Source organism: Microcoleus sp. Pol7_A1, from assembly GCF_036701085.1.
In the GTDB taxonomy this organism is placed as follows: domain Bacteria; phylum Cyanobacteriota; class Cyanobacteriia; order Cyanobacteriales; family Microcoleaceae; genus Microcoleus; species Microcoleus asticus.
In genome coordinates, this window is record NZ_JAUBQD010000055.1 from 1 (window position 1) to 13068 (window position 13068).

General features: G+C 46.9%; 15 protein-coding genes. 13 read left to right on the top strand and 2 right to left on the bottom strand.

The genetic code is table 11. The features are described 5' to 3' along the window. Positions 1–950 precede the first annotated feature (950 nt). On the bottom strand, positions 951–3728 hold the full coding sequence (locus QUA20_RS24475) for a phycobilisome rod-core linker polypeptide (RefSeq protein WP_333191882.1): 2778 nt from the start codon (positions 3726–3728) through the stop codon (positions 951–953). A 680-nt stretch (positions 3729–4408) separates the two neighbouring features. Here QUA20_RS24475 and QUA20_RS24480 point away from each other — a divergent pair. The 6 genes from QUA20_RS24480 (at position 4409) to QUA20_RS24505 (ending at position 7848) form a co-directional block, all read left to right on the top strand. Beyond that, a complete protein-coding gene (locus tag QUA20_RS24480; RefSeq protein ID WP_333191883.1) occupies positions 4409–5650 on the top strand; it encodes a class I SAM-dependent methyltransferase in 1242 nt (413 codons plus the stop codon). Positions 5651–5821: 171 nt separating this feature from the next. Beyond that, positions 5822–5995 (top strand): hypothetical protein, encoded by a 174-nt coding sequence (locus QUA20_RS24485; protein WP_333191884.1) that lies wholly within the window; start codon positions 5822–5824, stop codon positions 5993–5995. A gap of 95 nt (positions 5996–6090) precedes the next feature. Beyond that, a complete protein-coding gene (locus QUA20_RS24490) occupies positions 6091–6357 on the top strand; it encodes a hypothetical protein (protein WP_333191886.1) in 267 nt (88 codons plus the stop codon). 543 nt (positions 6358–6900) lie between these two features. Then, positions 6901–7125 (top strand): DUF433 domain-containing protein, encoded by a 225-nt coding sequence (locus QUA20_RS24495; RefSeq protein ID WP_106332354.1) that lies wholly within the window; start codon positions 6901–6903, stop codon positions 7123–7125. Continuing rightward, on the top strand, positions 7122–7454 hold the full coding sequence (locus tag QUA20_RS24500) for a DUF5615 family PIN-like protein (RefSeq protein ID WP_333191888.1): 333 nt from the start codon (positions 7122–7124) through the stop codon (positions 7452–7454). The genes QUA20_RS24495 and QUA20_RS24500 overlap by 4 nt, the downstream gene beginning before the upstream one ends. Before the next feature lie 34 nt (positions 7455–7488). Beyond that, entirely contained in the window at positions 7489–7848 is a 360-nt protein-coding gene (locus QUA20_RS24505; protein ID WP_333191891.1) for a hypothetical protein, read from the top strand. A gap of 8 nt (positions 7849–7856) precedes the next feature. Here QUA20_RS24505 and moaA read toward each other — a convergent pair whose 3' ends face one another. Next, on the bottom strand, positions 7857–8846 hold the full coding sequence (gene moaA, locus QUA20_RS24510; RefSeq protein ID WP_333191893.1) for a GTP 3',8-cyclase MoaA: 990 nt from the start codon (positions 8844–8846) through the stop codon (positions 7857–7859). A gap of 269 nt (positions 8847–9115) precedes the next feature. On the opposite strand from moaA, the gene QUA20_RS24515 reads away from it, so the two are divergent. The 7 genes from QUA20_RS24515 (at position 9116) to QUA20_RS24545 (ending at position 13065) form a co-directional block, all read left to right on the top strand. Continuing rightward, positions 9116–9568 carry a nitrate reductase associated protein gene (locus QUA20_RS24515; RefSeq protein ID WP_333191896.1) on the top strand — a complete coding sequence of 151 codons (453 nt, stop codon included), beginning with the start codon at positions 9116–9118 and terminating at the stop codon, positions 9566–9568. A 180-nt stretch (positions 9569–9748) separates the two neighbouring features. Continuing rightward, positions 9749–9928, top strand: a complete 180-nt coding sequence (locus QUA20_RS24520) for a hypothetical protein (protein ID WP_333191899.1) — start codon at positions 9749–9751, stop codon at positions 9926–9928. Positions 9929–10325: 397 nt separating this feature from the next. Further along, positions 10326–10781: an ATP synthase subunit I gene (locus QUA20_RS24525; protein WP_172184531.1), complete on the top strand. Its 456-nt coding sequence runs from the start codon at positions 10326–10328 to the stop codon at positions 10779–10781. A 27-nt stretch (positions 10782–10808) separates the two neighbouring features. Beyond that, positions 10809–11564, top strand: a complete 756-nt coding sequence (atpB, locus tag QUA20_RS24530; protein ID WP_333191903.1) for a F0F1 ATP synthase subunit A — start codon at positions 10809–10811, stop codon at positions 11562–11564. A 146-nt stretch (positions 11565–11710) separates the two neighbouring features. Next, the gene (gene atpE / locus QUA20_RS24535) at positions 11711–11956 is read left to right on the top strand and encodes an ATP synthase F0 subunit C (RefSeq protein WP_172184535.1); all 246 of its coding nucleotides are present in this window, start codon (positions 11711–11713) and stop codon (positions 11954–11956) included. Between the two features lie 26 nt (positions 11957–11982). Beyond that, complete coding sequence (locus QUA20_RS24540) at positions 11983–12450, top strand: F0F1 ATP synthase subunit B' (protein ID WP_333191905.1); 468 nt, start codon at positions 11983–11985, stop codon at positions 12448–12450. Positions 12451–12537: 87 nt separating this feature from the next. Beyond that, positions 12538–13065 carry a F0F1 ATP synthase subunit B gene (locus tag QUA20_RS24545; protein ID WP_172184539.1) on the top strand — a complete coding sequence of 176 codons (528 nt, stop codon included), beginning with the start codon at positions 12538–12540 and terminating at the stop codon, positions 13063–13065. Positions 13066–13068: the final 3 nt, after the last annotated feature.

Sequence of the window (13068 nt, forward strand, 5' to 3'; positions counted from 1 at the left end):
TTCATTTTTTTATGGTCACAATCAAGTATTGCATATAATTGTATCACAATCATGATAATGATTTAGGATTGCTATAGATAACTAGCCAATCGCTCTGTCTGTGACGATCGCGATTTTGTATATTGAAATCAAAGACGAAGAGTTGGCGGTAATGTTCTCGCGTCAAAGTGGCTATTTTAGTACGGTTAACCGAATGTAGAAAGGGCGGGTACTTGCACCCCCCCGATGCAATTATCAAGTCCAGATTGGCTCAAAGCTCAAACCTCAAATCTAATTGCAGCAGCAAATCCAGTGGCAAATTTAAAACTGTTTGCTGCACCGATTCAGCAGATTTGACCCCGAGCAAAAACGGATACTTGCGAAGGACAACAGTCGTAGAGAGATCAAAGTTTTAGACTCTTATTCAATCTCCCAGATTCATGTGTGTAGTAAATCTAAAATCTAAAATCTAAAATCTAAAATCGACTGACAGTGCTATTTTCCATAAATCTTACCATTCGTTCGCGTACACCTGCTGAAGCCTGGTTTTGACCTGTGACCAGCCTCTCGATCGCAACAACGTAAACTTGAAAGTTAGAAAAAACAACGGCAAAAAATAAAACGGATGCTAGAATCGTAGCAGTTTGATTAAATTAGGGCTTACCCACGCTTTATTCAACAATTCGGTTTCTTCCTATATTTATCGTTGCTAAATCTCTTATTTTGGTAAAAACCGGATTTTTTAGCACACTCTCTCTTCCCTAAATCTGCGGTCTCTGCGCCCTCTGCGGTTATTTAAAAAACTCTTTATCCCCAATCAAATAAAACTTTTATATTCTGTTCATGTGCGTGTATCTGCGGTTAAAAATCCCCAAATTATACCAAAAAAAGGGCTGGTAACTACACCAGCCCTTCAACTAATTTGAGACGTTAAATTAACAGCAATTTAACATCTCAAACATCAAATCAATCTAGCTTCTGTCGATCGCAGCCGCAGGCTCAAAACTCGGAACCACAATTTCACCATTCTGCTTAGTCAACTGGTTGTACAGTCTTTCAGTATTCGGGAAATTAGCAGCCGGTAGAGTCGGAAAGCGGCGGTAAGGAACAGTATCCTCACCAAAAGCATCAGCATATTCAACGCTGTTCAACATCGCGTTGATAAAGCCCTTAATCCCTTTACTTGCCAAGATTTGGTTGTAAGTCCGAATCTCCGCTTGATTGCGAGGAGCGCGGCCCAAGAAGTGCTTTGTGCCCAACTCAATCACCTTAGTATTTGGATAAGGTGCGTAGAACTGTTTGACGTACAGCGAGGAACAACCTAAAGCTTCAATGAACTCCTTGAGATTGATTTCATTGTTGCCAAGTTTGCTTTCGAGCGCCGTGAATTCATTCTTCACAACGTAGGGATTCAAGTCGCGTTCAAAAACTTGACGGTAAGCAGCTTGAATTAAAGTTTTCAAAGCTACCTTGTCCGAAGTAGTCGTCAGCTTGAAAACCTTAGTTTGTTCGCGTCGCTTGCTGACACCTTGAGCAATCCGATTTTGCAGATCCAAATCGCCCCGATCGCCTGCTACACCGAGTTCGATAAACCGAGGCGTGTCCGCAATCTGAGCTTGGAGATTTTGGTCAGCGACGGAACTCGATCGCATCGTCCGCATCGACAAACCTGCGGGAGTTACGTAGCGCTCGTAGGGCACTGTATCTTCCCCGAAAGCTTCGTTGTACTCCAGACTGTCGATGATGCCATCGACCAGCGCGTAGAAACCCTTCTTGGCGCAAATGTCAAAGTAAGCGTTCATTTCTTGGCGGCCGTAGGTAGGGCGTCCCAGGAGTCGGCGGTGAATGTACTCGATCGCCTTACAAACGTAAAGCTTGCTCCAGTACATATTGCGGAACACGTCTGACTTCGCCAACATCCGAATAAACTCGCGCATCGGAATGTCGCCGTTTTCCAGCTTAATTTCCGCCACCTTTTGGCGCTGGCCGTCGAACACGTCGCGACCGAACACTTGCAGGTAAGCAGCCCGAATCACCGCTTGAGTGGAACTTTCGGTATATTTGACACTGGAACTGTTGCTGTAGCTGCTAGAGACACCGCGGGCAGTTTTCTTGGAAGCAACATAGTTGCTCGGTAACTGGTCTAATTTAAAGACCTTGGGGCCCAGAGAACCAGGAGCAGCACCGCGAGCCGCCGGATTGCTCAACTGATTGTCAATCCCCGCACCTTGACGGATCAGGATACGGCGAGTGTCTTTGCCGAAGGGAGCTGGACGGTTCTTGGGGTTGCGAGTTTCTTGCGGGAAAATCGCGCCGAACTGAATTTCTAAGGGGTCATTGCCAACACCGTAAACGTGCTGGTCTGGTAGCGGCTGAGTGTAGCCCGCAAACAAGGTGATGAACTGAGGAACCTTGCGGAACGGAGCGCTGAAATTGAACAAATCAATTTGCGGGCCCCAGTTGCGACATTCCTGAGCTTCTTGACCCAAACCGCGCAGGTAAGGCACGGTTTCTTCCCCGAAGTAGTCGGAATATTCCTGAGAATAAACCATCGCGTCTACGAGAGCTGCCAGACCGCCTTTAGTGACGATCGCAAAATACTTGCTGAACTCCTCCCGCGAGCTCAAACCGCGGCCTAGGAAGTGACGGGCGGCCAATTCTACAGCACGGCTGTTGACAAACGGCTCGTAGAATTGCTGGCGGTACAGAGGAGATTTACCCAACCGGCGGATAAACTCTTTCATCGAGATTTCGCCGTTTTTGACCTTGGATTCCAGGTCAGAAATGCTTTGGCTGTATGCGCGGCTAATGTCGCGCTCGAATACTTGGCGGTAAGCTGCTTTGATTATTTCTAGCTTTTCTGCCGATGACAGGCCGGTTTTCATGACGAATTTCGACCGTCGCTCGGCTGCGTTGAAGTAGATTTGAGGCAGTTGCAGCCCTTGCTGGTCGTTGCTTTCGCGCTGCCGCACCTTGTCTGAAGGTGTGGGAGCTTTGAATTCGGTAATCGCTACCTCGAAATATTGTCCGACGATCGCCGCGGCCTCTGCATTGTTTCTGAAATAGCCCAAAGATGCTGCCTTCATTTCCTGCATTGCCACAATTGTGGCCGCCGAAGAGCAAGCATTTTCGATGATTTCCCGCAATCCGCGCACGTTCACCGAAATAATATTCGGGTCGCCAGCTACGATCGCGTAGGTGATGTAGCGCAAAAACCAGCTCAAGTCCCGCAGAGATTTGGTCATGTTGCCCGGGCCGTAGCGCGAGACATTGATCGGCTGAAATCCTGCTGGGATTGGGCCGTTGTAGCCGCCACCGTTGCCAGAAAACAGATTTCCCAGCCCCAAGAATCCGCCGCCGCCTGAGCCGTTGCCACCGCCGCCTGCGCGACCTTCAACGTAGGTAACTGTTCCCAGTTTCATGCCTTCAGAGACATTCCCCGAGCCGCCGCGAGCCGCGCCTGCTACAGCCATCGCAGGTTCTTGTGGTCTTTCCAAAAATGCCAGCGGAGAACCGCCGGTAAAAATCCGGTTGGCTGCGCGAGATACAATCAGTTCCGAGTTTTGGGTCAGCGTCTCAGAAATCGCGATCCGAAGAGCCCCTGAACTGAAATAACTTGCCAGTTCGCTGAGTTCGCCCCGCTGTAGAAAGCGGTCTTGCTGTTCTGCTTGCGAAATTGTTGCGACTGGTACAGTTTGATATAGTTGCGGACGTGCAACTGAGCTTCCACCACTTGCCTTTACAGTCATTAGACTCCTTAGCTCCCTATCTAAATCGTTGAAGCATTTACCCAGACTAACCTTGCCTTCTCATGCAGGTAAAATTAGGTATTTTTGCTTTGTTTACTTTTTGCCTTTACCTGTCACGAGGTTCGGGCGCGCTTACTTTCTTAGATTAAAATGTTTTGGTTTCATCTTTCTTCCTGCCGGCAAATGTCCGACCCGAAGGCAGGCAGGGGGCACTCCCTCCGCGGAGCTCCGCCCGTAAACCCGTGGAAACAAAGACTTGGCAGGAGAGTTGCCTTTGGGCGATTGCAGGAAGTGCCGTCAATTAAGGGAAAAGAAAATCTAAAATTTTCTTCTGCCTTTTTCTGGGCCTCTTGCTCTCTTGAGAGACGCCTCCGCTTTACCCGAAAGCTCAGCGGTGGGTTATTGGCAGTCCTTGTTTGTTAAAAAGCCTGCCGAGATTTATTGTATAGATTTAAGAGAGCGTATATGAGAAAAAATGATAAGTTTTATTACGCAGAAGCTGTCAGGGCTTGGCTATCAGGGGTTAGTCGATCGCCCGATCCCTTTCTTTCAGGCTTGCCCAACTTGACGGAGCGACACTTTGGTTGCGAGTAACGAAGCAATAGAAGTGCATCGCGTAGCGCTGTTCGCCCGTAGCTACTGACAACCAATCTCAAAACTCACGCACTATTACCTCACCTATGGATACTACGCCTGATATCAGTGCTGCCGTGCGGCGGCTGTACGATACTTTCCCTTTCCCGCCCGATCCTTTGTCAGATGAACCGCCTCCAGGGTACAACTGGCGCTGGAGTTGGCCTGATGCTTACAATTTTTGCACAGGCCAAAAGCCGCGAAAACTAGATGTTCGGATTTTAGATGCTGGCTGCGGCACTGGTTCGAGCACCGATTATCTGATTCACCTCAATCCTGAAGCTTCGGTAACGGCCATCGACCTGAGTGAAGGTGCTTTGAAGGTAGCACAAGAACGCTGTCGGCGATCGGGAGCGCGCGAAGCTGATTTTCGCCACCTCAGCCTGTACGATGCCGCCGAGTTAGAGGGCGAGTTTGATTTGATCAACTGCGTGGGCGTGCTGCACCACTTACCCGATCCGATCCGGGGCATTCAAGCGCTGGCGGCGAAGTTGGCGGAGGGCGGTTTGATGCACATTTTTGTGTATGCTGAGCTCGGACGCTGGGAAATTCAACTCATGCAAAGGGCGATCGGACTTCTTCAAGGCCCGAAAAAAGGTGACTATCCCGATGGCGTCAAAGTCGGTCGTCAAATCTTTGCTTCTTTACCAGAAAACAACCGTCTTGTCAAGTACGAAAAACAGCGTTGGGCAGGAGAAAATCAGCGGGACGAATGTTTTGCTGATATGTACGTTCACCCGCAGGAAATTGACTACAATATTGAGACTTTGTTCGAGTTAATTGACGCTTCGGGATTGGAATTTCTTGGTTTCTCAAATCCGGGATATTGGCAGTTAGAAAGACTTTTGGGGAAAGCGCCGGAATTGATAGAAAGAGCTGAGGGTTTGACGGAACGAGAGCTTTATCGATTAATTGAATTGTTGGATACGGAAATCACTCATTACGAGTTTTTCTTGGGCAAAAAGCCTGTTAATAAAATTGATTGGTCGGACGATCGGGCACTTTTGGCGGCAATTCCAGAGTTGAGTAGTTGTATGCACGGTTGGCCTAGTCAACAAGTGTTTGATTGCAACTACCAATTGATCAATTTGTCAAGTGCTGAATTTGAGTTTTTGCAAGGTTGTGTACTCCCTTATCAAGGGGGGGAGAAAGAGGGAACCTCGCCTGGACAAGGTAAAGGAGAGAAGACTGTTGGGGAGATTTTAGGGAATGTGGAGATTGGATTGGATGAAGTGCGATCGATCTTGTCAAAACAGCTAATTTTGCTAACACCGTCCGATCGGATATAACAATCGACAACAGGGGAATTGAGGACACGGCAATGCCGTTTCCCTACCCCAAAATAATCGATCGATCCCCGTCGCAACAGATGTAACCATCGCCAGATTAACTGTAGGGAAACGGCACTGCCGTCTCCTGATTGTGGGTAACTTCCCGTAAAATCCAAAATCCAACATGGATTGACACAGGCCCCCGTCTGCGGCTACGCTTTGAAGTTAGAGGTTGCTTTGCTTGTAGAGGAAGTAGCCGGCGTCGCCCAAAAATCTAGTTGCACTGCCCAAAGCTGCTACCAACAGCAATGGACAGCTAACCGCCAAACTGGGACAAGCAGTCTGGAGGCTAACGGAGTATGATAACACTCTCTGTAGCCGCCCTGCTATGTGTTGAAAAGCGGGGCGGCTGGGTTTTTGGGTTTTTCTAGAAAACCTAAAACCAGGAGAACATAATTATGTCACAGGAATTCTTGCCTGACGACAACAAATTCGTTAGCGAAGCCCTCGAAGAGGATCGGCAAAATGACGACTCAGCAGCAGAATCGGAACAGGATGTGGTGTGTGTAACGGTGACAGGTTCGCAATCGGGTGTCAGGGAAACCATACTCACTTTGTACCGCCTGGGATTTGCCCAAGTCGGCGATTGGAGTCCCGTACAACGTGCAGCTAATCCGAAGCAAGTAATGAGTGTGCTGATTCGCCGTCGGAAGCGCAAAGCGTAGGTGTGACAAAAGCACCTGAGCCAGCGATTATTTAGCTGGTATTGCGAGGCTCGCGGTAAAATAGCTCAAAGGCAATTTTTGCGTCCCGAGCCTCGCAGCATTACTGGGTAAGGGTTTCAGCTATTTTTCTGAACGAGTAGTGGTGCGATTTCTGAAAAAAATCCCTGAGCCTCGCAAATCGCCTCTGGACACTTTGCCCTGTATGGGATTTAGAATGCAGGAGTCCCCACTCGCTGGGGAAACTAATTGAATGGAAACACTCTGGTAGGTGATATGTAGAATAGATTACCTAATGTCCCCACTCGCTGGGGAAACTAATTGAATGGAAACTCAAATAAACTCCCTAACTCAGGTATTGCGTCTCGTCTCTTTCTCGTCCCCACTCGCTGGGGAAACTAATTGAATGGAAACTGATCGGCCTTGGCTACTTTTCACGTCAGGGTTCTTTTTTTCTCACTACTTGCTCAAACCTGAAATCCTGACCTAAACAAACCAGGATTATTTGCAGTTATAATTACGCTTATTAGTACAAAATATTGCTTTATGGACTACCACGACATCATCACAATTGAACCGGGAAAACGCAGTGGCAAACCATGTATTCGGGGAATGCGAATCACCGTCTACGACATCTTAGAATATCTCGCAGGTGGCATGACGGAAGCAGAAATTCTGGAAGATTTTTCAGAACTAACTTCTGCCGACATCAAAGCCTGCCTTGCTTTTGCAGCAGATCGTGAGAAAAAGTTATTTGTGGCATCCCTGTGAAACTGCTATTCGACGAAAACCTCTTTGACCGAATTCTTCAGAGAATTATCGGTTTGTATCCCGATTCTGTTCATGTCAAAACATTAGGACTGACAAATACTGATGATGCAGAAATTTGGGAATATGCAAAGACAAATGATTTTGTGATTGTTTCCAAAGATTCTGACTTTCATCAACGGAGTTTACTTTACGGTCATCCTCCCAAATTTATTTATCTCCGTGTTGGCAATTGCTCAACATCTAAAATTGTTCAAATGCTACAAGATGAATTCGACATCATTAGTGAGTTTGGAGATAGAGAAACAGAGAGTATACTGCTCTTGTCGTAGCATGAAACCATGTTGTATATAGCAGAAACCCACAATGACAAATGAAACCTGGATTGTTTATAAATCCGAGTCTATGGACGCGACTGGATGGGAAAACCGTCAGTTGATGCCGGGGACTTCTTTAACAGATATCCTACATGAAGAGTGGGACAGTTCTGGCGTGTTGCCCCAAGTAGGCGATCGCATTCGGGAGTATGCTCAAATGGAACCAGAAACAAGCAGCGGCATCACTCATGGACGTGATGGCGACTGGGTTGTCACCAGTATCAACCAATTCTCATCCTTTGATACCAACCAGCGAATTGTTGTATGTTATTGCACTTACCAGCCTGTGACACCCGATTGGGAAAAGTTAGGCAGAGGTGCATCAGTACCGGCTACAGCAATAGCATAATCAGATAATTAGCCGCCGATTTGAGACATTGTGCGGCTGTAATTTCCTTGAGTAGTTCCGGAATCCCGCTGCTTGAAATTAATCTCCGGTTTAATATTCAATATCTGCTGCACTCGATCGCGCAATTCGCTTGTAGGAGTCCCGCTGCGGAGAGCAGTTTTTAAGTCAATTTGACCGGTTTCGTTCAGCAGACAAGGCCGCAGCCACCCGTCCGCAGACAAACGCATTCGGTTGCAGCGATCGCAAAAACACTCGGACATTTGGCTGATAAATCCTAAAGTACCCTTCGCCCCCGGAATTTGAAACACATCCGCCGGCCCGTTACCGCGCACTCCCGAGTCTGCTAACCCGTATTTCTCGCTAATTTGTTGCCGCAATTCGGCTGATGCTACCCAACCTTTATCGCCAAATAAATCCCCATTCCCGATCGGCATAAACTCAATAAATCGAACGTGCCAATTCCGGTTAATTGTTAACGCCGCTAAATCCAATATTTCGCCGTCATTCACACCGGGAATTACCACAACATTCAGTTTCAGCGGGTCGAATCCTGCTTGATAAGCCGCTTGAATTCCCTCCCAAACCTGCGTCCATCGAGAACGTCCCCGACTGCCAATTATTTTATCAAAAGTCTCCGGTTCCAAGGAATCCAAACTAATATTAATCCGGCGCAAACCAGCACTGTAGAGATTTTCGGCCATTCCGGCGAGCAAAAATCCGTTGGTTGTCATGGATAAATCTCGGGTTTCCGGCATTGAGGCGATCGACCTCACCAATTCCACCACCCCAGGCCGCAGCAGCGGTTCCCCTCCAGTCAAGCGAAACTTGGTAAATCCCACGGGTATAAAAACTTCGCGCAGCAGAGTTAGCAATTCCGAGTGAGTTAACAACTGCTGCTGCAATACATAGTCCAACTCGCTACCTTCCGGCATACAGTAGAGACAGCGGAAGTTGCAGCGGTCTATCAAGCTAATCCGAAGGTAGTCTACGGGATTCATGTCAATACTTTGTAATATTATTTAATTATAAATGCTGACTCGATTTTCTGCAATTATCGGCTGTAGAGTAATCTCTAATCTAAAATCTCTAATCTAAAATACAATTGATATCATCCAAAAAGGGATACAAGCCCCCAGCTACCGCCTGTAGAGTAAATCTAAAATCTCTAATCTAAAATCTAAAATACAATTGAGGGATACAAGCCCCCAGCTCCCGGCTGTTGAGTAAATCTAAAATCTCTAATCTAAAATCTAAAATTGGTAGATTTATGTTTTTTGAATTTGAAGCTGATTTTGTGGAAGCTCTGCGCTGCATTCCGATGCAGGTACGTCTCAAGTTAGATACTTGCGGTATTAAATTAAAGTTGCAGGATTGGAATCATTTTACTCAAGCAGAACGTGAAATCCTTGTAGAGAAACCTTGCTTGACACCAGCAGAAATTATCGATTACCGAGAACATCTAAACCAAGTATTAATTCTACACACAGGCAAACCGGGAACAGATTTGGCGGTTGATCAAAATCCCCCGTGGATGGATGCTGCAACTGTACCGGAGTCGGTTTCTGCAAAAGCGCAAGAGCTCGGCGTGACCATTTCTTTGGCACAATGGGCGAATTTGCACCCTCTACAGCGATTTGCTTTGATTAAGCTTAGTCGATCGAGCCACGAAAATAGAAACTTTATCCCGGCTGTTAAAGAATTTCACCTCGTAGAATCATAGGTCTCTTGCCCTGCCTCTAGTTCGTACTCTGGCTAAGAGTCCCGCACAAGACTGCACGAACCGCCTGTACATAAACTCGTGTCAAGTTATTTTTTGTATCTAAAACTACTAAATGCTGGCTATTTTCAGATCTCGCCTCTAAAATCAGTATCAAAGACTACTAATTACAGAAAGCCGATCGTGGACTTCTGTGAAGATGTAGACTGGGACAAAGCATTCGGGTATCGGCCCGGACAACAAGTTGAGTTCAAAGCACAGCCTGGAACCCTTGATAATGTTGCTTGCTACGAACCGATGACGGTACCCCCATCTGGCTGGAGAACGATCCCGTACCCCGCTGCCCTCACCAACTGGGAGTAGTTTCGACCGCAGTGATTGACGCTGGTTGCTGGTTAGAACCTCACCGTTCATCGCTATCGCCGCAAAAGTGCTAAAGTTGAGTCCAGAAGACGGGCGATCGCGACAACATTATAAATATTCATAAAATCTGCGGCTATCTGCATAAAAGCTTTCTAGCTTCAGGCTTGGGAAAGGTTCGGCACCCTTGCCGCTCCAGGTCAAGTGGCTCAGGCAGACCGTTCTGAGAAACCCATCAAAAAATTCATTTTTTTTAAGTTATGTTACCTGCACGTGGTATTATTCGATGTGAAGTGTGCGATCTGTAACGTTTGTCACACTTGTCGCTACAAGACGGTTTCAACCGAATTAATTGTAGTGGGAGTCAACTAACACCGACTGCTTTGAAAGTCAAGTAACCTTGTCAGATCAATCTCGCGCATCCACCGCCCAAACGCAGGACATCTCTCAGACAGGTTCGTCCGAACCGGAGTCCACTGATGCTATGCAAGATTTCTACAAACTTCAGCAACAGTTGTTTGTAGTCACACTCGCTTTCACGGGAATAATTTTTATCTCTGTGTGGATTTTTTATTCGCTCAACATTGCCCTAAATTACTTGATTGGGGCGATCGTAGGTGTGGTTTACTTGAGAATGTTGGCCAAAGACGTTGAGCGCCTCGGCCCGCAAAAGAGGAGTCTGAGTAAAAATCGGTTGGCTGTATTTATTGGGTTGATTGTAGTAGCAACTCAGTGGAATCAGCTACACATTTTGCCCGTATTTTTGGGATTTCTGACATATAAGGGCGCGCTCGTGTTTTATATGCTGCAAAGCCTGTTCATTCCCGATCCCGTCAATGGGTCAGGCAGTCGGTGAACCCTCCACTGTGTGAACTTCTTGTGAATGGAAATGCTAAATGTCTTAAATGCCTTTAATGCTCTTCCCTTCGCTGTGTTGGAAGTTGGCAAGCATTTCTACTGGCACATAGGCAATCTCAAAGTTCACGGGCAGGTATTCATCACCTCCTGGATTGTGATTGCTCTCCTCCTGATAGCTTCCCTGGCGGCAACTCGCAATATGCAGAGAATTCCGCGCGGAATGCAAAATTTCATGGAGTACGCCTTAGAATTCATTCGAGACTTGGCTAGAAATCAACTCGGCGAGAAAGAGTACCGTCCCTGGCTGCCATTTATTGGCACTTTGTTCCTGTTTATTTTTGTATCGAATTGGTCGGGGGCCTTAGTTCCTTGGAAACTAATTAGGTTGCCAGAAGGCGAACTAGCTGCTCCGACCAACGACATCAACACGACGGTAGCACTTGCTTTGCTGACTTCTCTGGCATATTTTTATGCGGGTTTCAGCAGGCGGGGTTTGGGTTACTTTACTAAGTACATCGAACCAACCCCAATTTTGTTGCCGATCGCCATCTTGGAAGATTTCACCAAGCCTCTTTCCCTAAGTTTCCGTTTATTTGGTAACATTTTAGCGGATGAATTAGTGGTAGCGGTGCTGGTGCTGTTAGTTCCCCTGTTTGTACCTCTGCCCGTAATGATGTTGGGTCTGTTTACCAGTGCGATTCAAGCTTTGGTATTTGCCACCTTGGCAGGAGCTTACATTCACGAAGCATTGGAAGGACACGGCGACGAACACCACGATTAACACTCTGGAATTGGTTAATGGCTAATAGCGATATGTCAGAAATCAGCAGTCCAATGACTAATGAATGATGACTAATTACCAATTACCAATTACCAATTACGCACTATCTGTTTTTCAATCTGTACACAAAGTTAAGGAAATTTATCATGAATCCGACAGTTGCTGCTGCTTCAGTTATCGCCGCAGGTTTAGCTATTGGTTTGGGCGCGATCGGACCTGGCATCGGTCAAGGTAATGCCTCGGGTCAAGCAGTAGAAGGTATTGCCCGCCAGCCGGAAGCAGAAGGCAAAATTCGCGGGACTCTCCTGCTGAGCTTAGCATTCATGGAATCCCTGACCATCTACGGTCTGGTTATTGCATTGGTGCTGCTGTTTGCTAATCCCTTCGCTTAATACTGAAGGACTGCAAAAAGGGGCGGATGTCTTTCCGCCCCAAAACAAAGGAGGAACTAAAAGTGTTTGATTTTGATGCAACTTTGCCTTTTATGGCGTTGCAGTTCCTAGTTTTGATGGTAGTCCTGAACGCTGTTTTCTATAAGCCCCTGACAAAGATGCTCGACGAGCGGGACGAATACATTCGCACCACTCAAGTGTCTGCTGGGGAACGCTTGGCGAAAGCTCAGAAATTAGCGCAGGAATACGAACAAAAACTGGGAGAAACTCGCAAACAGTCTCAAGCAGTAATTGCTGCGGCTCAAGCAGATGGCCAAAAAATCGCGTCGGCAAAAGTAGCTGAGGCTCAAAAAGAAGCTCAAGTGGCGCGAGAAAAGGCAGGACAAGAGATTGAGCAACAAAAACAAGAGGCAATGCGCTCGCTGGAGCAAGAAGTAGATGTCCTGAGCCGACAAATTCTTGAAAAGCTATTAGGCACTGCACTGGTCAAATAGCTCGATCGAACAGTTTTAGATTTTGGGTAAATGCTCAAATCTAAAATCGGTTCACCAAACCTGCACGCGCAATTATGGAAGAGTATCATGGGGACTGTTTTATTGCTAGCCACAGAAGCTAGCGGGGAAGGTGGTTTCGGTTTAAATTTCGATATTTTAGAAACCAACCTGATTAACCTGATCATTGTTATTGGATTGCTGTTTTACTTCGGGCGCGGCTTTTTAGGGAACATCCTCAGCGAAAGACGCTCCGGCATCGAAGAGGCAATTAAAGAAGCAGAAACTCGCCAAAAAGATGCAGCAGCAGCTCTAGCAGAGCAACAGCAAAAATTGACTCAAGCGCAAGCAGAAGCGGAACGGATTCGATCCGCTGCTGAAGAAAATGCGAAGAAAGCCAAAGAAGCAATTCTAGCTCAGGCAGCGCAGGAAGTTGAACGCATGAAAGCAACAGCGGGTCAAGAGTTGGAAGCAGATCGAGAAAGAGCGATCGCCCAACTCAGATCGGCGGTTGTATCTATGGCATTAGAAAGGGTGGAAGGCCAGCTAAAAACTAGCTTGAACGAAAACGCTCAACACCAATTAATCGATCGCAGCATTGCCTTACTGGGAGGCTAGAAA